The organism is Xylanibacter ruminicola Ga6B6, from assembly GCF_000687715.1.
GTDB classification, from domain to species: domain Bacteria; phylum Bacteroidota; class Bacteroidia; order Bacteroidales; family Bacteroidaceae; genus Prevotella; species Prevotella ruminicola_B.
In genome coordinates this window covers 21,956-46,087 of sequence record NZ_JHXD01000011.1, presented here as the reverse complement: position 1 = coordinate 46,087, position 24,132 = coordinate 21,956, and the positions used below count along the sequence as shown (strand labels likewise).

At 50.1% G+C, this 24,132-nt stretch carries 17 protein-coding genes; 8 read left to right on the top strand and 9 right to left on the bottom strand.

The genetic code is table 11. The features are described from left to right. The 8 genes from T500_RS0108145 to T500_RS15540 all read right to left on the bottom strand — a co-directional run bounded on the left by T500_RS0108145 (position 1) and on the right by T500_RS15540 (position 9,273). Positions 1-1,020 (bottom strand): LacI family DNA-binding transcriptional regulator, encoded by a 1,020-nt coding sequence (locus T500_RS0108145; RefSeq protein ID WP_028907707.1) that lies wholly within the window; start codon positions 1,018-1,020, stop codon positions 1-3. 238 nt (positions 1,021-1,258) lie between these two features. Further along, positions 1,259-3,886 carry a DUF5686 and carboxypeptidase-like regulatory domain-containing protein gene (locus T500_RS0108140; RefSeq protein ID WP_028907706.1) on the bottom strand — a complete coding sequence of 876 codons (2,628 nt, stop codon included), beginning with the start codon at positions 3,884-3,886 and terminating at the stop codon, positions 1,259-1,261. 5 nt (positions 3,887-3,891) lie between these two features. Then, entirely contained in the window at positions 3,892-4,581 is a 690-nt protein-coding gene (locus T500_RS0108135) for an HAD family hydrolase (protein WP_028907705.1), read from the bottom strand. Between the two features lie 22 nt (positions 4,582-4,603). After that, positions 4,604-5,503: a CDP-alcohol phosphatidyltransferase family protein gene (locus tag T500_RS0108130; protein ID WP_028907704.1), complete on the bottom strand. Its 900-nt coding sequence runs from the start codon at positions 5,501-5,503 to the stop codon at positions 4,604-4,606. A gap of 18 nt (positions 5,504-5,521) precedes the next feature. Beyond that, positions 5,522-6,295 carry a hypothetical protein gene (locus T500_RS0108125; RefSeq protein WP_028907703.1) on the bottom strand — a complete coding sequence of 258 codons (774 nt, stop codon included), beginning with the start codon at positions 6,293-6,295 and terminating at the stop codon, positions 5,522-5,524. 25 nt (positions 6,296-6,320) lie between these two features. Beyond that, positions 6,321-7,031, bottom strand: coding sequence for a sugar phosphate nucleotidyltransferase (locus T500_RS0108120; RefSeq protein WP_028907702.1), 711 nt, complete (start codon positions 7,029-7,031; stop codon positions 6,321-6,323). A gap of 121 nt (positions 7,032-7,152) precedes the next feature. Then, positions 7,153-7,929, bottom strand: coding sequence for a head GIN domain-containing protein (locus T500_RS0108115; RefSeq protein WP_196243491.1), 777 nt, complete (start codon positions 7,927-7,929; stop codon positions 7,153-7,155). A 93-nt stretch (positions 7,930-8,022) separates the two neighbouring features. Next, positions 8,023-9,273: a sensor histidine kinase gene (locus T500_RS15540; RefSeq protein ID WP_080694833.1), complete on the bottom strand. Its 1,251-nt coding sequence runs from the start codon at positions 9,271-9,273 to the stop codon at positions 8,023-8,025. A gap of 163 nt (positions 9,274-9,436) precedes the next feature. Here T500_RS15540 and T500_RS0108105 point away from each other — a divergent pair, with 163 nt between their 5' ends. The 8 genes from T500_RS0108105 (at position 9,437) to T500_RS0108070 (ending at position 22,250) form a co-directional block, all read left to right on the top strand. Further along, complete coding sequence (locus T500_RS0108105) at positions 9,437-10,936, top strand: class I SAM-dependent RNA methyltransferase (protein WP_028907700.1); 1,500 nt, start codon at positions 9,437-9,439, stop codon at positions 10,934-10,936. Beyond that, positions 10,926-13,079 carry a S9 family peptidase gene (locus T500_RS0108100; RefSeq protein WP_028907699.1) on the top strand — a complete coding sequence of 718 codons (2,154 nt, stop codon included), beginning with the start codon at positions 10,926-10,928 and terminating at the stop codon, positions 13,077-13,079. The genes T500_RS0108105 and T500_RS0108100 overlap by 11 nt, the downstream gene beginning before the upstream one ends. 29 nt (positions 13,080-13,108) lie before the next feature. Beyond that, the gene (gene purD, locus T500_RS0108095) at positions 13,109-14,395 is read left to right on the top strand and encodes a phosphoribosylamine--glycine ligase (RefSeq protein ID WP_028907698.1); all 1,287 of its coding nucleotides are present in this window, start codon (positions 13,109-13,111) and stop codon (positions 14,393-14,395) included. 20 nt (positions 14,396-14,415) lie between these two features. After that, entirely contained in the window at positions 14,416-15,357 is a 942-nt protein-coding gene (locus T500_RS0108090; RefSeq protein ID WP_155267483.1) for a hypothetical protein, read from the top strand. Next, positions 15,333-15,785, top strand: coding sequence for a YqaA family protein (locus T500_RS0108085; protein WP_028907696.1), 453 nt, complete (start codon positions 15,333-15,335; stop codon positions 15,783-15,785). The genes T500_RS0108090 and T500_RS0108085 overlap by 25 nt, the downstream gene beginning before the upstream one ends. Before the next feature lie 98 nt (positions 15,786-15,883). Beyond that, a complete protein-coding gene (locus T500_RS0108080; protein ID WP_028907695.1) occupies positions 15,884-19,249 on the top strand; it encodes a DUF2723 domain-containing protein in 3,366 nt (1,121 codons plus the stop codon). Between the two features lie 3 nt (positions 19,250-19,252). Continuing rightward, positions 19,253-19,864 carry a polysaccharide deacetylase family protein gene (locus T500_RS0108075; RefSeq protein ID WP_028907694.1) on the top strand — a complete coding sequence of 204 codons (612 nt, stop codon included), beginning with the start codon at positions 19,253-19,255 and terminating at the stop codon, positions 19,862-19,864. A gap of 37 nt (positions 19,865-19,901) precedes the next feature. Further along, positions 19,902-22,250 carry a glycosyl hydrolase gene (locus T500_RS0108070; protein ID WP_028907693.1) on the top strand — a complete coding sequence of 783 codons (2,349 nt, stop codon included), beginning with the start codon at positions 19,902-19,904 and terminating at the stop codon, positions 22,248-22,250. Positions 22,251-22,265: 15 nt separating this feature from the next. Here T500_RS0108070 and T500_RS15535 read toward each other — a convergent pair whose 3' ends face one another. Further along, entirely contained in the window at positions 22,266-24,005 is a 1,740-nt protein-coding gene (locus tag T500_RS15535) for a phosphatase PAP2 family protein (protein ID WP_155267482.1), read from the bottom strand. Positions 24,006-24,132: the final 127 nt, after the last annotated feature.

The following is a 24,132-nucleotide window of genomic DNA, read 5'->3' as shown; positions in this document are numbered from 1 at the left end:
TTATTTCTTAGCCGATGTTTCGCGAATGACCAGTTTCTGCGGTACAATTTTCTTGATAATCTTGCTGTCGCCATTGATATTCTTGAGCAACAGCTTGCAGGCCTCGGTACCCATCTCGTAACTCTGATCCACAATGGCCGAGAGGCGTGGGGTGACATAGCCCGCATGCACATCATCGGTAAAGCCAATGAGTGCCACATCATCGGGGATACGCAGTCCCAGCTGCTTGATAGCCGTAAAGGCGGCAAACGTGATGATATCGTTAAAGGCCAGAATAGCATCCGGACGGTTGGGCATCTGCAACAAACGGGTGGCAGCCTCCAGGGCCCAGTCGAAATCTATCTTCTCGCACACCACCAGCTCGCGCTCGATGGGGATACGATTCTCGCGCAGGGCCTCTAAGTAGCCATGCTTACGACGGATGACCATATCCAAGTGGTTAGGACCACCGATAAAGGCAATGCGCTTGCTACCTGTATCGATGAGGTGCTGGGTGGCCTGTTGGGCAGCGATATCACCATTGGCAGTGACACACGAGAATTTATCCGACAAACAAGTGCGGCCGAAGAACACCATGGGTATCTGCATGTTGTAGATCTCCTCGAAGTGACTATAGTCGCGTGTATCCTGCGCCAGACAAGCAATGATGCCTTCGACATGCAGATTGATAAAGTTATCGATGGCTTTTACCTCGAGCTCGCTATCCTCGTGGGTATTGGCGCTGATAACCGAGTAACCGGCCTTGCGGGCCTCGTCCTCGATACCATCCAGCACAGCCGCATAGTAGTGCGTAACCAGGTTAGGCACCACCACACCAATGACTCTGGGCGCCTCTTTACGTAAACTCTGCGCAAAGGGGTTGGGACGGTAATTCATCTTACGCGCCAGCTCCTTCACCTTCTCCTGCATGGCCGCACCAATCTCGGGCGAGCTACGCAAGGCACGACTGACAGTAGCTATACTGACGCCCAATTCCTGAGCGATATCCTTGAGTGAGGTTCTACGTTTATTTGTTATCATTTACGTATTCATATCATGTGACGTTGCAAAGGTACATATTTTTTTGAATATCTCAAACGTTTACGTGCTATTTTTTACGTTAAGCTATTGATTTTAAGCATTTTTCTTCGTACCTTTGCACCAGCAAAATCAGAAATGAGTAATGAATAGTTGATAATAAGTTAGTTAGAAAATGGAAAAGCAAGACTGTCGGGATGACACTCTTGCTTTTTATTTTTATACACATTTTGAACCGTTCTTAGAACGTGGCTCGTACCATGAAACGTACCCCATGCTTGTGGGCTGTAGGCAGCTCGTTGTAGTTCAAACGACGCACATACTCCACATGAATAATCTTGAAAATATTGTGCAAGCCTAAGCTGAGCTCCATATAAGGACGCTTGGGATCGATGACATAGCTACCCTCGGGGAAGTACATCAGGATGGGGTTGCCGATATTGTGATCCAGATAAGGATTGTTCTTATCGCTCAGCTCGCCCCACAGTACACGGAAGCCAATCCACTCACGCCACTTGAGCTTACGCAACAAGGGGATGCGGTTGAGGATTTTGCCGTTCAGGTCCCAGTTGACCTGACCCGACACGAATCGGTCGGTGGGAAACTCCATGTTGTTGATGGCCTCAAAGGTATAGTCCTGCACGATATACGAGAGGTTGGTCTCGGGCATAATGAGCAAGGGGAACGGTACCTTTTCCCACTGGACACCACCCTTGACATTGAAGTCCATCTTTCCCCACGACTTGAGCCAGAAGCGCTTGTAGATAGAGCCCTCGGTATAGTTGTAGCTATACTGTCCACCCAGCACATTCTTCAAGCCCAGGGTGTGACTGACCGTAAACACAGGGGCATCGAGGTTGATAGGCAAACGACGCTGCTTGGTGTTGATAAAGGTCTCGCCAGGGGCAAAACGCAACTCAGCACGGAGCTCAGTGGTACGGATCTTCTGCGACTGCACTGGCAGTACACCGGTAGTAATGCCCTCTACCGGTGGCAAGGTAGGATTGCTCCAATTGGTCCACAGACTGCGGTCAGACGACATCGACATCGGAATGAAGTACAGACCACCACAGGCCTCGTTCTCCTCGAGTTTCATGGAGAGCGTGGTGCGGAAGCCCCAGTCCTCCTCGCGCTCAAAGGTGAGCGACTGACGGTTGTAGAACATCATCTTATCCACCTTGCTCCACTTAAAGGCGGTAAACACATTATCCTTATCGGTGTGCATGAACTTATCGGATGGCGACATCACATCGTAGGTAGATGAGAAGGTGAGTGTGCGCTGCGGGAATTCGCGAGGCAGGTACTCCTTCTTATTGAACGACCATATCAAGTCGCCCTTGTAGTACCATTTCTTGGAGTCCCATCCACGGGCCACATAGCCACGGGCAAAAAAGTTCGAATCGAGATTAGCCGTGGTCTGGGCAGAGATACGCGTACGGATACCATCGATGATATTCTTGGTAATCATGGTGTTGATAGGACCGATATCCACCTTGCTGGGGTGTTCCTTCGTGCCTGTCTCGACAAAGTTCTCGACCAGCGCCTTCAAGCCGAACAGGATCCACTTGAAGCCCTTGACATTCTGCATGCCATTGACGAACTGGTCCATCTGACTCTCGGCCTTGGTAAGCTCTACCTGACGGTACTGGTTCCAGAACTCATCGCTACGCATCATGGCGTTCACGTCCTTCACCTCTTTCTTCGTACCCTTGAACAGCTGCTTGGGCAGTTCATCAAAGGCATAATCGTTGATACGGGTATTACGGATGACGGCAAACTTCTGCAGGAAGTTGGCCAGCTTGAGTTCGGTAAACATATCATCCACACTCAGCACCCAGTCGCCATCGGGCAACTGCGTGAACTCCTGCACCACCTGCATGTTCTCTACGAAGTTCACATCGCTCTTCTTAGGGATGGTCATCTCGCAACGCTTCACCTGCCAGCTGCTGTCGGCCAGAATATACAGGTCGCCACGGAAACCGAAGTCCTGCTGGTTGTTCGGCAGGAAGTGCAGATGGTAGCACAGGTCCTTATCCACCATCAGCGTATCCTCGATATAATAGCGGTAGAAACCGATGGCATCTTTTCCGATAGGTGATGTGAAGGGGTACTGCAGCATACGGATCTGATCATCATAGATGTTCACATCGGTAAACACATCCTTCATGATGGTGTTCAGGATATCACCCGTCTGAAACAGGTCGTTGATACCCTGGGTGTTGATACCCTTGATAATCGTCTTCTCGTCGTGTGGTTTCTTGCGGTAGATCTTCTGCGATACCGTCTCATCCACACTGATGGGCAGGATGAGTTTGTTGTTATAAGGACAGGCCTCAATCTGGTCGATGAGCCACTGCTTCTTCTTATACTTGGGCGAATCGAGCACCTCGGGACGGAAATCGTTCAGTGCCAGCGTAATCTTCTGGTACTTGTTGTACTGATAATAATCGCGGTTGTCGAGATCGGTCTGCTTCTTGGCGGCTATCACCTTACGCATCATCTCCACAGCGGGATTGTTCTTACGACTGTAGCGACCACGCTTGGTTTTGATGGTCACCTCTTTCAGCATCTTATTGTCGGTCTTCAGTGCAATCTTAATCACGCTCTTGATACCCGAGTTAATCTGTACCGTATGCGATACGTAGCCTACCGATGTAAAGGTAAGCTGCCAGCCATTATGACGGGCAATCGAGAAGTTGCCATCGATATCCGAAGCCACTCCTACCCCATGACCCAGGTACTGGGCACTGGCAAAGGGAATGGGCTCGCCTGTCTTGGCATCCACAATCTGTCCGCTAATGGTGTGCTGCGCCAGCGCACCAAGCGTTAACAGCAGCATACAAACCAAAAGGTTTAATCGTTTGTTCATTTACTCTACTTTAAAATCTGTGTTAAGTCTGTTATTACTATTCCGGCAGGCGTCTCATCAACGGGATCGTTGGTCCAACCCTCGCCTTTAAACCATACAGTGTGACATCCCGCCTTACCGGCTGGGATGATATCCTTATCCATACTATCGCCTACTACCACCACCTCATCGGGCTGCATGCCCAGGGCCTCAACACCTAAGGTAAAGATCTGTGGGTCGGGCTTACGAACGCCTACCACGGCGCTCTCAATAATGGTATCAAAAATGCCATCCAACTTAAACTCCTTGAGCACGGTGGCGATGTTACCATAGAAATTGCTCACCAGCACCATGGGATACTGCTGTTTGAGTTGCAGCAACACCTCACGACTCTTGGCGGTCTCACGACAGGTGATGGCATAGAGATCATCCGTGAGTTTTTTTAGATAATAAGAGACAGAAGAAACATCATTTTTCTCCTGGAGATACTCCAGCTGGATGCGAATTTTGGTTTCTATCGTTTTGTAGAACGTAAAATCGGGCTGGATGATAGGATTCTTACCCAATGTGCGCTCGGCATGCACATAAGCCTCACGGAAAGCCTCCTCGCTCACAGGCACCTGCTGACGCTCGTAAGCATGCCAGATGACCTTACCCCAGTGCTGTCCACCTGTATCCAGGGTACCACCGTAATCAAATATATAACCCTTTATCATTTACAATTTAACCATTTACTATTTACAATTTGGCACAAAGGGCCTCATGCTTGCTGTGCATGTACATATACATAGCCTGGAACACGGTAATCTCTACCAGCGGATATACCCATGGGCAACCCAGCAGACAGGTAACATAGATGGTGATGGCACGCGAATTAAACGTGAGCAGATTGGTGTACTTCATCAAAGGACGGCTACCTGTCAGCAGACGCTGACGGATATCCTCGCTAGGCTGCTGCTTCCAACGCTCAAAGAACTTCTGGAAGTTAGGGGTACGCTGCTCCTGACTCTTACAGTAGTTGGCATAATTATAAAAGAACACGCGCGAAAGCACCTCGCTCTTGGGCAATGACTCGTAATGCGCACGCTGCTGCTTGTAGTTATCCAACTCGCTACCCTCCTTACCCAACAGGAAGAACAGGTGGATCTGACGGTAGTAATCGGCCAGTGAGCTCTGCTTGGCATGCAGACCGATACCTGCAATGGCACACAGCACAAAGCCCCAGATGCCCCACTCGATATCGGTGCCAGGGATGTTCTGATGCCACAGACGGGCCACAATACCCAGATAAACGGATGTGAACCACAAGTCGCCCGAGAAACCATCGAGCATACGACCAATCAGGGTCTTCTTACCTGTGATACGCGCCATCTGGCCGTCGGTACTATCGCAGAAGTTCGCAAACATCAGCAACAGCACACCATAGATGTTATGCAACAGGTCGGTGTAATGAAACATCCAACCAGCGCCCACGCCTAAGAATATCGATACTATGGTAATCACATTGGGGTGGATATCCAGTTTGTTCCACAACAACGCAAATACCAGTCCTATGGGACGTGTGAAATGCACGTCCAACCACTCTTCAGTATCCTCCGATTTAAATGATAATTTCAGTAATTCCTTAAATGTTGCCATTATCTTAATTTTCTATTCTCAATTTTCAATTAGCGATGCAATCGCTCTGGCTGCTTCGTCACGACAACGCGAAAAGCTGGGCCAGTCGTTAAAATCTATCACACAATAGCTACCATCCTCACGGATGATGCAGTCGCCACCATACACATACACCCCTACCGTCTGTGCCAACTTCTCGGCATCGGACTGCAACGCCTCAACCACAAAGGGATAATGACGGGCGGTTCCATTGCGCAGTTCATCGTTGAACTTGGTGTCGCCATCGTCTGTAGGGTAGTAATAGCGGAAGAAGCCCGTGCCAGCCACACCATAGAACTTGACCAGATCGCCCGGCACATGCGCACTCACGGTATAAGCCGTAATGCCACGCTGCTTGAAGGCTTCTATTTTTTCGTTCAGTTCTGCAGGGGTAGCGGCAAACTGCACATCGCTTTTATCCTGTGCAGCGGCATCACCACGCTTCAGCCAGTAGCCATGGGCACCCTCGCTGGGTGGCATAGGGGTTCCTATCTGCTGCATCACGGTCTCTAATCGGCAGCGTGCGCAGTTAGCAATACCCGCAGAGGTGTTGATAGTAGGCACATCACGCAGTTTATCGAGTGTCTCGGGCAGGCGTCCCATCGAGAAGATACGATCATAGCCGACAGCATTAAACGGTTGCTCTTCGCTCACCATCTCTACCTCGTAACCAGCCGCACACAACTTGGCGCCTACTGCCTCGAGTATCGCCTTGTCCTTCTCAACCGAATTGGGTGAGAACACCTCCGCCCGCTGTACCAATAGTATCTTCAATGCAAATTATTACATTTTATAATTTTTACATTTTCAAAAAGGCTTCGGCCTTTTCTATGTCGCTCGCATGGTCGATATCCAGCACCTTCGAGAAGGGGTATGCCTTCAGCTGTAAGCCATCGGCCACCAGTGCACGCTGGAAGTTACGCATCCTGCTCTCACCACGCTCTATACAGCGCTGCAGCACAGGGATGGCCTTAGGGGTTAAGCCATAAATGCCACCACTGATATACTTCGGATGCTCGTCGGTATCAAAGAAACCTGTTATCTGCAGGGCATCGTTGGTACCCACATACAACGGTTTCTCATCGTCGATATAGTCGGTCACGCCCATCAAGCCGTCTATCTCGCCTGTCTGTGCCAGCAACTCAAAGGTCTTGGCATAGGTAGCAAATTCCTTTTCACGGAAGATGGTATCCACAGTAGTGAGCACAAAGGGCTCGTCGGTGAGCCACTCGCTCAGCTCCCAGGCACTGTGCATCGAGCTGGGCGTACTCTTCACAATAAACTTCAGGGGCACTTGCTTTGCCTCTGCTATCTCCTTCAGATGCTCAGCCACAGCTGTCATCTGTTCATTACAAATCACACATATTTCGCTGGCGCCATTGGCCATAAACACACGTATCAAACGGTCGATCAGATGTTCGCCACCCACCTTCACCAGGGGCTTTGGCGCCTGTACGCCTTCTTGTGCCAATCGCGATCCCTCGCCAGCAGCTATAATTGCATATTTCATCCTGAATCGTCTAAAATTACTAGTTTTCGGCCGCAAAGGTACACATTTTTACCGAATTACGAAAACTTTGACTATATATTTAGGTTTTATTTACTATAAAACCCATAAAAAAGGTGGGGTTTTAATGACCCACCTTGAGATTATCGGTATCGATGTCGCCTGAGCCACTTTTATGTTTGTTCATGGATTGGACAGTGCCCCGGAGGTCGATATCGCCAGAGCCCATGAGTTGGGCATCGACCGAGCCACAGCCCTTAGCAAACTCTACATTCACATCGCCAGAGCCACGCAAGGTGATACGGGTGGCATTGGCATTCTGCTGACGCAGGTTGATATCACCCGAACCAATAAGGGTGACATCGCTCTCACGGGTATCAAGATTGCGGATAGAGGCATCGCCTGAGCCTACCACCTCGAGATTGCAGCCATCGCATAACAACGACGAGAACTGGATGTCGCCAGAGCCCTTTAAGTTGATGGTGATATTATCGGTATCGACGGGTTTCTCGCTGATAAAATCGCCTGAGCCAGCCAAGGAAACGGATACGAGATCGGGGGAGGTGACATAGACGGCCAACTGGTTATCGTCGCCAATCTTGAGATTAAACACGCCTACCTTACCACGGTTGCGAATGGTGAGCTTACCATCGGAAACCTCGGTGATGATGTAATCGACCAGATCCTTAGAGCCTTTGACCTTGACCGAGAAGGAGTCGGCCTGCTGATAGTAAACAGTGGGCGAGCCATAGACCTCGATACCCTCGAAACCACGCAACGAACGACTCTCGGTAACCTTTGGACCAAAATCGCCAAACTTAAACGACATATTCTCGCGACTGCAGCTGCAAGAAGTCAGCCATAAAGCCGAAAGGGCTATAAACAAATACTTAATTTTCATTGAACTTTTAACTTTGAACATGGAACTTTAAATCTTTTACTGACTGTTTGACGTTGTAAACAGTAGAAAAGTTGCAAAGACCCCAAACTTTTTTTAGCTTAACGGGAGCTCGACCCAGAAACGCGAACCATTACCCAACACTGAATCGACACCAATGGCACCGCCTAAACTCTCGACATGACTCTTGGCTACCGACAGACCCAAGCCTGTGCCAGGCACATACTCATCGACCTTGAAGAAGCGTTCAAAAATGCGCTCCTGATGTTCCTCGGCAATACCCTTACCAGTATCGAGAACCCACAGCAGGAGTTTTTCGCCTTGCTGCAAATCGAAACCTAAGGTGATAGAACCCTGTGCCGTGAACTTGACGGCATTCTGCATGAGGTTGTTGACAATCTCCTTGAACTTGGTGATATCGGTGTTCATCAGAATCTCGGCATAAGGGAACTGGGTGGCCAGTACCACGGTGCTGCCATCTACCATGGTGCGGTAGTAATCGGCTATCTCCTGCAGTACAGGCACGATATTGGTCTGCGACTTGACCAAGCTCTTGGCCTCGGCTTCGACCTTCGACATGCTGACCAATCCATCGATAATATTAAGCAACTTATAGTTGTTTTTCTGGATTTCGGAGATGAGTTGGTTACGATCCTCCTCGCTCTCAACCACAGGCAGCAAGTCGGCAAAACCCACGATGGCATTCAGTGGGGTACGGATCTCGTGACCCATATTAGCCAGGAAGGCGGTCTTCAAGCGGTCGCTCTCCTCGGCCTTGTTACGGGCAGCAATCAGATCGGCCTCCATCTGCTTCTGGGCATCGATACGCATAGAGGTACCTACGATACGGGTAGGATTGCCATCCACATCACGGGCAGCAATGGTACCATAACTCTCCTCCCAATAGTAAAGGGCACCCTTACCCAGTTTTACACGATACACCTCGTGATAAGAAGGTGAGGCACCTGTACAGATCTTATCGATGGCCATATACACACGCTGAGCATCGGACCGATCGATGACAGCGGTGAGATCCTCGACCGGGAATTCGGGCGGACCAACCAATCCGCCTTTGTTATCACGGAAATCGGCATCTACATAAAGCATTCTGGTAGGCACATCGATATGCCATGTGCTGAGCTTCATGGCCTTGAGCACAAACTCGGACTCGACATTGTTCTGACGCACCTTTTCGAGCTCGACCAACTCGGTCTGGAGCTTCTGTCCCGTACGACGCTGAACAAAAATCATGACGAGCAGCCACAAGAACAACAACGCTCCGCCAATCCAAAGGGCTGGAACGAGATACGGACTTTCTGTTTGCGTGTATAGTAGCAAATGATACATCTTGGTTTTTAATTTTATGTGGCAAAAGTAACGAAATAATTTGGAAATCACACATTTTTTGGCCGTTTTTTATAAAAAACGAAGATTTTTTGTTAGATTAACAGTAAAAAAGCACATTTTTGGGCGAACTTTCATTACCTTTGCACCCTGTAAACTAATAGAAATGGAGCAAAAGTTTGAATTGATCGCCAAAACGTTTATGGGACTGGAACCTGTACTGGCGAAAGAGCTGACCCAATTGGGGGCTAACGATGTTGAAATCGGTAGACGAATGGTTTCGTTTACGGGTGATAAGGAAATGATGTATCGTGCCAACTTTCAGTTGCACACGGCTATCAGAATTCTGAAGCCAATACGCCATTTTAGAGCTAAGAGCGCAGACGATGTGTACGAAGAGATCAAGAAGATTGACTGGACTGAATATCTGGGTACCGACAAGACCTTTACAGTTGACTCGGTAGTCTTCTCTGAAGAATTCCGTCACTCTAAGTTTGTTTCGTATAAAGTTAAGGATGCGATTGTTGACCAATTCCGTGAGAAGACGGGCAAGCGCCCCAACATATCGGTGGCTAACCCCGATGTGCGCCTGAACATGCATATTGCTGAAGACAAGTGTACGCTGAGTCTCGACTCGAGCGGTGAGAGTCTGCACCGTCGTGGCTATCGCCAGGAAAGTGTAGAGGCACCACTGAACGAGGTGTTGGCAGCAGGTATGATTCTGCTGAGCGGATGGCAGGCCGATACTGATTTTATCGACCCCATGTGTGGTAGCGGTACCCTGCTGATTGAGGCTGCCCTGATAGCCAAGAACATGGCACCAGGATTGTTCCGCAAGGAGTTTGCCTTTGAGAAATGGCCCGACTTTGATGCCGACCTGTTTGATGAGATCTACAACGACGAGAGTCAGGAGCGCGAGTTCAAACACAAGTTGTATGGTTACGACATCGACATGAAGGCTGTGAACACAGCCCGCATGAATGTGAAGGCTGCCGGACTGAGCGATATCATCACCATTGAGCAGCAGGACTTCAAGGACTTTACACAGCCTGCCAACAAGAGCATTATAATTTCTAACCCACCTTATGGTGAGCGTATCTCAACACCCGACCTGTTGGGCACCTACCGTATGATTGGTGAGCGATTGAAGCACCAGTTCAAGGGCAACGATGCCTGGATACTGAGCTATCGCGAGGAGTGCTTCGACCAGATCGGTCTGAAGCCCAGCATCAAGATTCCTCTTTATAATGGTAGTCTGGAGTGCGAGTTCCGCAAGTACCAGATGTTTGACGGTAAGCTGAAGGACTTCCGTTCGGAAGGTGGCGTAGTGAAGACCGAAGAGGAGAAGCGTCAGATGGCCGAGAAGCACCGCTTTAAGAAGGAGCGCGAGTTTAAGAAGCGTCTGGAAGAGAAAGAGGAGAACGAAGAGGCCGATATTCTGAACTTTACTTTCCACAAGCACGATCTTGGCAGAAACCGCGGCGGACACGAGAGCTTTGACCGCAGTGGTAAGGACCGCAAAGAACGTAAGGAGTTTAGCAAAGGCGACCGCAAGGAGTTTGGTAAGGGCAAGGACCGCAAGGACTTTAAGCGTGGCGGCAAGCGCGACTTTAGCAAAGCCAAGGACTTTGGAAAGAAAAGGAGATTTGATGATGATGAAGATTAAACTGATGGTGGCCGCACTGGCCATGATGATGACTGCCACAACCATGAGCGCTCAGGATAAAAAACTGTTTACACTCGAAGACCTGAACTTCGGTGGTAACAACTATGCCAACCTGCGACCACAGAGCATGTGGCTGACATGGTGGGGCGAGCAGCTGATACAACAGGATGTAGAGGCCTGCTACACCATCAACACCAAGACAGGTAAGAAAACCCTGTTGTTTACACTCGACGACATCAACAAGTGGGCAGGTAGCGATGATACCAAATACGTACGCCACCTGATGAACGCCACCTTCCCCTACCCCAACAAGCCTATCGTAAAGTTGGGTAACAGGAAGGCAGTGATTCTGCTCGACTTCAAGGCCAAGCAGGTAATCTGGCAGGACAGCATAGCAGGCCAGCAGGCCTACGACTGGAACGCCACCTCGCGTGCCACTGCCTTTGTGGAGAACCACCAGCTGTATGTGGTGGATGGTGCTGGCAAGAAGCACCAGCTGAGCACAGATGGCAGCCGCGAGATTGTGTATGGTCAGAGTGTGCATCGTAATGAGTTCGGTATCGACAAGGGTACCTTCTGGAGTCCAGACGGTAGCAAGCTGGCTTTCTATCGCATGGACCAGCGCATGGTAACCGACTATCCACAGGTTGACATCTTCCCCCGTAACGCCAGTTACGAGCCCGACAAATACCCTATGGCAGGTATGACCAGTCACAAGGTAACCGTGGGCGTGTTTGATGTGAAGAGCGGTAAGATCGTGTACCTGCAGGCTGGTGACCCTACCGACCGTTATTTCACCAACATCAGTTGGGCTCCCGATGCCAAGACAGTGTATATGCTGGAGCTGAACCGCAAGCAGAACGACTGCAGACTGGTATCGTACGATGCCACCACAGGCGCCAAGATTGCCGAGTTGTATCGTGAGACATCGGAGAAATATGTGGAGCCACAGCATCCCATCGAGTTCCTGCCTTGGGATGCCACCAAGTTTGTGATGCAGAGTCAGAAGGATGGCTACAACCACCTGTACCTGATGGCTAAGAGCGGTAAGCAGCTGAAGCAGATTACCAGCGGCAACTGGGTTGTGATGGAGGTGTTAGGCTTTAACCTGAAGGATAAATCGGTGATTATCGCCTCGAACGAGCTGAGTCCGCTGCAGCGCAACCTCTGGGCTGTAAACATCAGCACAGGCAAGCGCACCTTGCTGGACAACGGTAAGGGCGTGCACCGTGGTGAACTGTCGGCTACAGGTGGCCTGTTGTTCAACAAATATCAGGAACCCACCGTTCCTAATAACATTGAAGTAACCAGCACCCACAAGGCAGCCCCCATCACCCTGCTGAAAGCAGCCGACCCCTGGGCAGCCTTCCAGCAGCCTATCTACGAGAACGGCAGCATCAAGGCCGCTGATGGTACCACCGATTTATATTATAGAATGGTGAAGCCACACGACTTTGACCCCAACAAGAAATACCCCACTGTGGTTTACGTGTATGGCGGACCTCACGCGCACAACGTAGATGCCTCATGGCACTGGGCCAGCAGATCGTGGGAGACCTACATGGCACAGAAGGGTTACATCTGCTTTATTATCGACAACCGTGGCTCGGAGAATCGCGGTAGAGACTTTGAGCAGGCCACCTGGCATCAGTTAGGTCAGGTAGAGATGCAGGACCAGATGAAGGGTGTGGAGTTTCTGAAGCAGCAGCCTTACGTGGACATGAACCGACTGGGTGTACACGGCTGGAGCTTTGGTGGATTCATGACCATCAGCCTGATGACCAACTACCCCGACGTGTTCAAGGTAGGTGTTGCTGGCGGCCCCGTGATCGACTGGAAATGGTATGAGGTGATGTATGGCGAGCGCTATATGGGCACCCCACAGGATAATCCCGAGGGGTATGCCAAGAGCAGTCTGATCAGCAAAGCCAAGAACCTGAAGGGCAAGCTGCAGATTATCACGGGTTACAACGATAACACCGTGGTGCCACAGCACTGTCTGAGTTTCCTGGATGCCTGTATCAAGGCCGGCACACAGCCCGACTTCTTTGCCTACCCAGGCGAGGAGCATAACATGCGTGGTCATGCCTCAGTGCACCTGCACGAGCGCATCACACAATACTTCGAAGACTATTTAAAGTAATCATAAAGTTCAAAGATCAAAATTCAAAGATGAAAATCTTACTGTTAGGAAGTGGCGGACGAGAGCACGCCTTAGCTTGGAAAATTGCTCAGAGTGATAAATGCGAAAAGCTATACATTGCCCCAGGTAATGCCGGTACCAGCAATTGCGGTGAAAATGTTAATATGAAAGCCGACGACTTTGAGGCCATCAAGCAGTTCGTAGTTGAGAAGGGCATTCAGATGGTAGTAGTAGGTCCTGAGGATCCATTGGTAAAGGGTATCTACGACGACCTGAAAGCTGATGAGCGTACCAAGAACGTACCAGTTATCGGTCCTTCAAAGGCAGGTGCCGTGCTCGAAGGCTCTAAGGATTTTGCCAAGGCCTTTATGGAGCGTCATAACATCCCCACAGCCCGCTACGCCACATTTGATGGAGAGCATCTGCTTGAGGGACTAGCCTATCTAGAGACTCTAGAGCCCCCTTACGTTCTTAAGGCTGATGGCCTTTGCGCTGGTAAGGGCGTACTTATCCTCCCAACCCTAGACGAGGCCAAGAAAGAGCTGAAGGAGATGCTGGGCGGTATGTTCGGTAATGCTTCGAGTCGTGTGGTCATCGAGGAGTTCATGAGCGGTATCGAGTGCTCGGTGTTCGTACTGACTGACGGCAAGAACTATAAGATTCTGCCCGAGGCCAAGGACTACAAGCGTATTGGCGAGCACGATACAGGCTTGAACACTGGCGGTATGGGTAGTGTTACTCCCGTGCCTTTTGCCACCAAGGAGTGGATGCAGAAGGTAGAGGACCGTATTATCCGACCAACCGTAGAGGGTCTGGCTGCTGATGGTATCGACTATAAGGGCTTTATCTTCTTCGGACTGATTAACCGCACCAACACCCCTAGCAAGGAGGCTGAACCATACGTGATTGAGTATAACTGCCGTATGGGCGACCCCGAGACAGAGAGCGTGATGCTGCGCCTGAAGAGCGATCTGGTTGACCTGTTGGAAGGTGTGGCTGAGGGTAATCTCGACCAGCGTGCCATCGTCTTTGATGAGCGTGCAGCTGTTTGCGTAATGCTGGTATCGGGTGGTTATCCACAGGCCTATAAGAAGGGCTACCCTATCACTGGCATCGAGGATGTGGAAGGCAGCATTGTATTCCACGCTGGTACAGCCCTGAAGGATGGCGAGGTAGTGACCAATGGCGGACGTGTGATTGCTGTATCATCGTACGGCAAGGACAAGGCCGAGGCCCTGCAGAAGTCGTTCGAGGAGGCACAGAAGATACAGTTTACCGACAAGTATTTCCGTCGTGACATCGGTGCGGATCTGTAGTAAACAGTGAATAGTGAACAGTGAAAAGATTTCAGAATAAAATAGCTGAGAGCCGTCGCACGTTGCCGATTACCATCCTGTATGGTGTCGGCATCTGGCTTTTGGCGGGTTTGGTACATCAGGGTTGGTGGTTCCAGTTCTTGTGTTTCTTTGCATCGGTATATGCCATGATTCACCTGAACAATATCAACATGCTGATCCGTATCTACAGCCGCTCGGTTTCGGTATTTTATATTCTGTTGGCTTGCTCGGCCACATGGATGTTCGCATCCATCCAAGGGACCGTGCAGGTACTCAGCATGGTGATAGGCTTATTGCTGCTGTGTTCCTGCTATCAGGACCAGAAAAGCGTGGGGCGCACGTTCTACCTATACATGCTCATCAGCATCGTGAGTCTGCTGGAGCCCCACTTCCTGTTGTATGTGCCTATCTTCCTGTTGCTGATGGCCACCACCATCTACTCGCTGAGTGTACGCACCTTCATGGCGGCAATCATCGGTTTGCTAACCCCCTACTGGCTTTATACTGGCGGACGACTCTACATCTACAGATATCAGCCCGAGGTGGCTTTCGACTATCTGAACCGCTTTACCGAAGTACAGTGGAGCACCGACTATACAGCAGTAACCACCCAGCAGTGGGCTTACTTAGCCTTGCTCGTGGTACTGTTTATCGTAGGCACCATCCACTTCTGGATGAACAGCTACAAGGATAAGATACGTGTGCGCCAGATTTATAACAGTCTGATGATGCTCACCATCTACACCTTGATACTGATGGCTGTTCAGCCTCAGCAATACGACACGTTTATTGGTATGCTAACCATCGTGGTGTCACCCATTGTGGCCCACTTCTTTACGCTCACCAATAGCCGACTGAGCAACCTGTTCTATATCGTGACCATGGCCACCATCCTATTACTAACTGGCATGAACCTATGGATTTCATCATCAGCTTTCTAACCCAATACGGCTATTGGGGCATGCTGTTGGCAGCCTTCTTAGCTGGCAGTTTCTTTCCATTCTCGAGCGAGGCTGTGATGGTGGCACTGATGGCCACAGGTCTTGACCCATGGACACTGATGATATACGGTACCGTGGGCAATGTGTTAGGCAGCGTGTTCAACTACGGTGTGGGACGCATGGGTAAGATAGAGTGGATAGAGAAATACCTGCATGTAAAGAAAGAAGACCTTGACAAAGCCCACCGTTTTCTGGCAGGTCATGGTGCATGGATGGGCTTTTTCGCCTTTCTGCCTGTGTTAGGCAGCGCCATCACCATCGCTTTGGGACTAATGCGATCGAATGTGGTGATTACGTTCATAGCCATTACCCTAGGCAAATTATTCCGTTATGTGGTATTAATCTATGGTGCAGGATTGTTTATGTAAGTTAATTCTCAATTATCAATTGTAAATTATCAATTATATTTATTACCTTTGCACCACCAAACGCGAATTTTAACGTTAAAAATAAAAATATATTTGTAATGAAACAATTTAGATTAGTAGACAACACGCTGGGCTGGCTGACATTCTTGATTGCGGCCTTTGTCTATTGTTCTACCATCGAGCCGACAGCCTCGTTCTGGGACTGTCCCGAATTTATTACCACTGGTTATAAACTGGAGATTGGTCACCCACCTGGGGCACCTTTCTTTATGTTGACAGCAAACTTGTTCTCGCATTTTGCCAGCGATGCCACCCAGGTGGCCCGTATGGTGAACACCATGAGCGCCCTGCTGTCGGCTACGTGTATCCTGTTCCTCTTCTGGACCATCACACACCTGACACGCCGACTGCTGATTGGCAACTGGAGCGAGCTCACCATGCCCAAGCTGATTGCCATCGAGGCATCAGGACTGGTAGGTGCCCTCATCTACACCTTCAGCGACACCTTCTGGTTCTCGGCTGTTGAGGGTGAGGTTTACGCCTACTCATCGGCCTTTACCGCTGTGGTATTCTGGCTCATACTGAAATGGGAGGATCAGGCCGACGAGCCTCATAGCGACCGTTGGCTGATTCTGATTATGTATATGACGGGCCTCTCGATTGGCGTACACCTGCTGAACCTGCTGTGTGTGCCTGCCATCGTGCTGGTATATTACTACCGTCGTTTCCCCGATGCCAACCTCAAGGGTTCGCTCATCGCACTGGCCGTATCAGTAGTGATTCTGGCTGCTGTGCTCTATGGTGTCGTACCTGGTATCATCACCGTTGGTGGCTGGTTCGAGCTGTTCTTTGTGAACACCCTCGGCATGCCATTCAATACCGGTGAGATTATCTACCTGATCCTGTTGGTATCGTGCGTGATCTGGGCTGTTTACGAGACCCAAACACAGAAGCACTCGCTCACCATCCAGAACCTCGCATTCCTGCTCTCAGTAGGTATGTTGGGTATCCCCTTCTACGGTTGGGGCTGGTCGGCCTTCCTGATTGGTGTAGTGGTACTGGCAGTCCTGTGGTTCCTGCTGAAGTACACCCGTGAGAAACAGCTGCTCATCACAGCCCGCATGAAGAACACCATGCTGCTGTGTATGCTCATGCTGATGATCGGTTACTCAAGCTATGCCCTGATTGTGATCCGTTCGTCGGCTAACCCACCTATGGACCAGAACTCACCTGAGGATATCTTTACTCTGGGTGATTACCTGGGACGTGAGCAGTACGGTCAGCGTCCGTTGTTCTATGGACCAGCCTACACCTCACAGGTAGCACTCGAGCAGGATGGCAACTACTGCAAGCCTGTGATGAGCAAGGGTAAGCCCGTATATCAGCGTAAGGAGAAGGCTACTGCTGATGAGAAGGACTCGTACTTTGTAGTACGCACCAAGGATGAATACAAGTATGCACAGAATATGCTGTTCCCACGTATGTACGATGCCGGTCATGCTGCCGCTTACGAATCATGGATGGGTGGTGTAGATGGCTCACAGGTACCTTACGACCGCTGTGGTGAACAGATGATGGTGAAGGTGCCCTCACAGTTGGAAAACCTCCGTTTCTTCCTGAGCTATCAGTGCAACTTTATGTACTGGCGCTACTTTATGTGGAACTTTGCCGGACGACAGAATGATATCCAGGGCAACGGTGAACTGGAGCATGGCAACTGGATTACAGGCTTCTCGTTTATCGATGATGCCCGTCTGGGCGACCAGAGCATGCTGCCCACAGAGCTGAAGGAGAACAAGGGACACAACGTATTCTACTGCATGCCGCTGATACTTGGTTTGCTGGGCTTGTTCTGGCAGGCTTGGTACACCCGTAAGCGTAAGACCGTGGTGAATGGTGTGGAGAAGACCGTTGAAGAGCCTATCGGCATTCAGCAGTTCTGGGTAGTATTCTTCCTGTTCTTCATGACAGGTCTGGCCATCGTGATCTATCTGAACCAGACACCTATGCAGCCACGTGAGCGCGACTATGCCTATGCAGGTTCGTTCTATGCCTTTGCCATCTGGTGTGGTATGGGTGTTGCAGCCATCATCGACTGGCTGAACCGTAAACTGAAGAAGGAGAATCTGGTACTAGCTGGACTTGTCTCTCTAGTATGCCTAGTTGTTCCAGTTCAAATGGCTAGCCAAACTTGGGACGATCACGATCGTTCAGGACGTTACTGCTGTCGCGACTTCGGTCAGAACTACCTCATGACCCTGCAGGAAGAGGGTAACCCCATTATCTTTACCAATGGTGATAACGATACCTTCCCATTGTGGTACAACCAGGATACTGAGGGATTCCGTACCGATGCACGCGTATGTAACCTGTCGTATCTGCAGACCGACTGGTATATCGACCAGATGCGTCGTCAGGCTTACGACTCACCTTCAGTGCCCATCACCTGGAGCCGACTGGAGTACTGTGCTGGTACCAACGAGTACGTACAGGTTGACCCATCGCTGAAGTCAGAAGTAGAGAAACTGTATCGCGAGAACCCTGAGGAGGCAAAGCAGAACTTTGGCGAGAAGCCATTCGAGCTGAAGAACATCCTGGAGCGTTGGGTTCGCTCAAAGAATAAGGATCTGCACGTGATTCCTACAGATACCGTATATGTAACCATCGACAAGGAGGCTGTTCGCAAGAGTGGCATGATGATGGCTGCTGATACAATCCCCGATCAGATGGTGATCTCGCTGAAGGGTAAGAACGCCTTGTACAAGCAGGATCTGATGATGCTGGAGATGATTGCCCAGTGCAACTGGACACGTCCTATCTATGTAGCTACTACCGTTGGTTCGGAGAACTACATGAACCTGGGCGACAACTTTGTTCAGGAGGGCTTGGCTAACCGTATCACCCCATTCACCACCAACGCCCCTGGTGCCAAGAACTTTGATACTGAGAAGACGTACAACAACGTGATGAACAAGTTCAAGTTCGGTGGTGTGGACAAGGCTGGTATCTATCTTGACGAGACCGTGATGCGTATGTGCTATACCCATCGCAGACTGCTGTCGCTGCTGGCCATGAACCTGGTTCAGGAGGGTAAGGACAAGCAGGCTAAGGCAGTACTCGACAAGGCTGAGAAGGCCCTGCCAAGTTACAATATTCCTCATGACTATCAGAGTGGTTCGCTGGATCTGGCCAAGGCATACGCCCTGACTGGTCAGCCTAAGAAGGCCCAGCAGATTATCGATAACCTGTGGAAGAAGTCGACTGAGTACATGCTGTGGTACTGCTCACTGAGCACCGACCGCTTCGCCATGTCGCAGCAGGAGTGCATGGTTCACATGTATATCCTGAACCAGATTCTGAATCTGGAGTCGATTGTTGACGAGAAGCTGGCCAAGGAGAAGGAAGCACAGTTTAAAGCCATCGGCAATCTCTACGAGACCAAAGGTGGCACATACGGAGAGTAAATCATGTTTATAGAGCAACCCGCTATATATTTGCGCTGGCTCTATCCTAGAGCATACTGGCGAATGGACCGTCGCGTGAAGGCAGTGTACCTGACCTTCGACGACGGTCCTATCCCAGAGGCTACCCCATTTATTCTTGATACACTGAAGGAGTTTGGTGTGCGAGCCACCTTCTTTATGGTGGGCGACAACGTACGCAAATATCCCGAACTCTACAAACGTATCCTGGCAGAAGGCCATCAGGTGGGCAACCATACCCACAACCACATCGGTGGTTTGCGCCATACCGTGAAAGAATACAGCTACAATGTGGAAAAGGCCAACGCCTATATCCACAGTCACTATGTACGTCCACCACACGGCTGGATGCGTATGGCACAGTATGCCTGGCTGAGCAGGAAGTACAAGATTGTGATGTGGGATCTGGTAACCCGCGACTACTCGAAATGGATGACTGCCGAAGATGTGGTTAATAATATAAAGAGGTACGCGCGTAATGGTTCGATCATCACCTTCCACGACTCGCTGAAGAGTATCAACAAACTGAAGACAGCCCTACCAGAGTCGCTACAATGGCTGAAGGATCAGGGCTATGAGTTCCGTATCTTCCCATAACCTCCATGTAATTACACAGATTAAAGGCATCAACAAGATGAAAAGATTACTAACAACTTGCTTATTAGCAACAACATTCGCAATGACAACAAATGCTCAAGTACAGCTCCGCGCCGATAATATCGACGAGGTGATCAAGGCAATGACCCTTGAAGAGAAAGCCAAGCTACTGGTTGGCGGTGCTAACAACTTTTTCAGTGCTAATGCCGTAGTAGGTGGCGAGGCCGACCTTGTGGCTGGTGCTGCAGGTACATCGCCTGCCATCCCACGTCTGGGCATTCCTGCCACAGTGCTGACCGATGGTCCTGCTGGCGTGCGTATCGACCCTACACGTAAGGATACCGACAAGACTTATTATGCCACAGCCTTCCCTATCGGCTCGTGTCTGGCTTCAACCTGGAACACTGAGTTGGTGAACAAGGTAGGACAAGCTATTGGTAACGAGACCAAGGAGTATCGCTGCGACGTGATTCTGGGGCCTGGCATGAACCTGCATCGTAATCCCCTGTGCGGACGTAACTTTGAGTACTACTCGGAGGATCCCCTGCTGACAGGTAAGATTGCAGCTGCCTATATTCAGGGTGTGCAGAGTCAGGGTGCCGGTGTGAGTGCCAAGCACTTTGCCATCAACTCGCAGGAGACCGACCGTACAGCTGTAGATGAGCGCGTGAGTCAGCGTGCTGCCCGCGAGCTGTATCTGCGTGGTTTCGAGATTGCTGTTCGCGAGAGTAACCCTTGGACCGTGATGTCATCGTATAACCAGATTAACGGTCAGTACTCGATGGGTAACCGCGACCTGCTGACCAAGATTCTGCGAGAGGACTGGGGCTTTAAGGGTATCGTGATGACCGACTGGATCGGTATTCGCGAAGGTCTGCCTACCATCACTGAGGTACAGGCCGGTAACGACCTGATGGAGCCAGGACAGCCTGCACAGGTGAACGAAATTATCGAGGGGGTAAAGAGCGGCAAGCTCGACATCGCTGATGTAGATCGTAATGTGCGTCGCATGCTGGAATATATCGTGAAGACCCCAAGTTTCCTGAAGTATCCCGCATCTAACAATCCCGACTTTGTGGCTCATGCCGCCATCACCCGTCAGAGTGCCAACGAAGGTATCGTACTGCTGAAGAACAACGGCACACTGCCTTGGAAGAAGGGCAGCATTAAGACCGTGGCCCTGTTTGGTGAGAACTCATACGACTTCCTGAGCGGTGGTACCGGTTCGGGTTGTGTTCACCCACCTTATGTGGTTGACATGCTGGAGGGCTTGAAGAATGCCGGCATCAAGTCGAGCGAGACACTCACTGATATCTATCGCAAGTATATCGAGTTTGCAAAAGTAAAGTTCCAGGCTGAGCGTCATCCTGACAAGTGGTACCAGAACGAGTACTTCGGACAGCAGAAATACCCAGAGATCGGACTGGATCCTATCTGTATTAATAAAGAGGTGAATGGTGCCGATGCAGCTATCATCACCATCGGTCGTCAGGCTGGTGAAGGTGTGGATCGTGACATCAACACCGAGTTCAACCTCAACGCAGAGGAGCGTGCCCTGATTACAGATGTATGCAATGCATTCCACGCTGCAGGCAAGCCTGTAATCGTGATTATCAACTCGGGTAGCGTGATTGAGACTGCCTCATGGAGTGGTTATCCTGATGCCATCCTATGCGCTTGGCAGCCAGGTATGGAGGGTGGAAACTCGATTGCCGACCTGCTGACTGGTAAGGTGAATCCTTCGGGTAAGCTGACCATGACATGGCCTGTCGCTGCTACCGATCATGCTTCGACCAAGAACTTCCCCGGACAGATTGACGACTACTCACTGCAGATGATGATTGGTAACAAGACCCCAATCCCAGGACATGCTTACACCAACCATGAGGAGGATATCTACGTAGGTTATCGCTACTTCGACACCTTTGGTCGCGATGTAGCTTACCCATTCGGATTCGGACTGAGCTACACCACCTTCGCCTTCTCAAAACCAGTAGTAAAGGCCAAGGGCAAGGATGCTGTTGAGGTAAGCATCACCGTTAAGAACACCGGTAGCGTAAGTGGTAAGGAGGTAGCTCAGGTATATGTGAAGGCACCAAAGGGCAACCTGGAGAAGCCTGCACAGGAGCTGAAGGCTTTTGCCAAGAGTCGTGAGTTGCAGCCTGGCGAGAGCGAGGTGCTGACCATGACCATCCCTGTACGCATGCTGGCCAGCTTTGACGAGGCTAACAGTCAGTGGTTGACCGAGGCTGGCACCTATACCTTCTGTATAGGAAATAGCAGCCGCAACATTGCTGCGACTGCTACACTTAAGTTAGGTGAATATACCGAAAAGACAACGAATGCACTGGCACCTCAGCACAAGCTGAATCTGCTGAAGCAGTAAGCACGTCGCATCTTTTTAGAATGATATGGTTAAGGAGCCGCCAATAACGAAAGTATGGCGGTTCTTTTTTATATGTGTGGTCACAGGCGACATCTCCGATATCATGTCAGCAGCATATGCCGGATCTATCTCCTGTATCATCTCCGCAAAGTCGAAATATGTCGGGAGAGCCGAATGCATGAACTGTGTGGGATTATACTCCAACGTATAGGTCTTACGGGCCATATCATAATCTACAAACAGGCGCCAGGCATAATTCTCCTTGTAGGCATAGGTCAGCGAGATACCTGTTCCCCACTTAAAGGTGTTGTTGGCATTCAGCGTAAAGTAATCCCATTTGGTATCGTAGGTCTCATCTGTCTCGTAGAACAAATTGGGATCATCATCCAAGATGGCCATGGGGTTGACATCCACCACCTTACCCTGGTAATGGGCAGAGAGATTCAGCTCCTGCATGATACTACGACCGGCCAGCAACTTGGCGCCCATAGCAAAACGCTTAGAGAGTGGCAGATTGAAATACACACCAAGGTCGGCAGCGAACTCTGTCAGGTGGTCGCTCTCAATCGTAAACTGAGGCTGTTTATCAGCTGTTCTGAAGACGATATTATTCAGTGGTCTCAGGTCCATGTCGGCATCAAGATCCTTAAACATCTCCTTCACATCCTGGTCGGCATAGTTCAACACGCGGTCCCAGCCATTGATAGGTGTGCTATTCACACGCAGACGACCACCCACACCAACATACTTATTGAAGAAATAGGCACCCTCGGCAGATACGGCAGTAGAAGCACCAAACTTCAGGTTAAAGTTGTCGTGGGCATCACTCATGGTCTCCGCACCGAAGTCGAGCGATTGCGAACCTAATCCTAATCCCATCGAGATAGAGAAGAACGAAGGATGGTCGATGATGCTACGCTCGCTGATGGCATCGCCACGCAACAGCCCCTTACCCTTGAAAATCAGGTCGCTCATAGCATAGGCCAGCTCACCCGAAATGATACCCACACCGGCACCCGAGAGCACATCGCTCACCCAGTGACGATTGTTCAGTACACGCATCACACCAGTAGCTGTGGCCACACCATAACCAGCCACCGAGTACCAAGGCGAACGGGTTAAGCCATACTCCTTATGCAGGATGGTAGCACCCACAAAGGCGGTAGCTGTATGTCCGCTGGGCCATGAGTTACGGGTAGAACCATCGGGACGCATCTCCTTGGCGGTGTACTTAATGCTGTTAACAAACAAGGCCATAAAACCATACGACATAGCGGCTGAAGTCAGATAACGGCCCCAATCGCTACGTCCCTCTACACCAGCAATTTTTAAGCCAGTAGCCATCACAGGACCAAAGAACTGGGTGTAGTTATCAATCTCGGTCTTAAAGTCGGTCACCAGTGTGTGCTTGTTCTCACTGGTGTTCTGACGGAACGATTTCTTCTCGCCCTTAGCAATGATACCTGCCACAAACAGAGGGATACCAGCAAAGGTCAAGTCGTCCATCACCTTATACGGTTTTACACCGGGATTGGTACGCATCCACGTGAGCTGATACTTCTCGCTGCTACCCATCAAAGGTGACATGGGCAGTTCCAATTCCGGACGATAATCGGGGGCAGCCTGACAGTCGAGCTTCATCTCCATCTCAGGCGTCTGCAACTTCAACGGTTCCAGATTGATATCAAGATCAGTGGCTTTTGCTACGTTGCTCATAGCAAACATCATGAGTAGTACAAAAAAAGTTTTCTTCATCGTAATAATTATATAGATTAGAATGTTCACATATTTATAAATGCAAATTTATGAAAAAAAGGAGAGAGTTATGCGGTTTTTATTTTAATTTTTGTTAATATCGCCAAAATTCCAAAAAATATCGTAT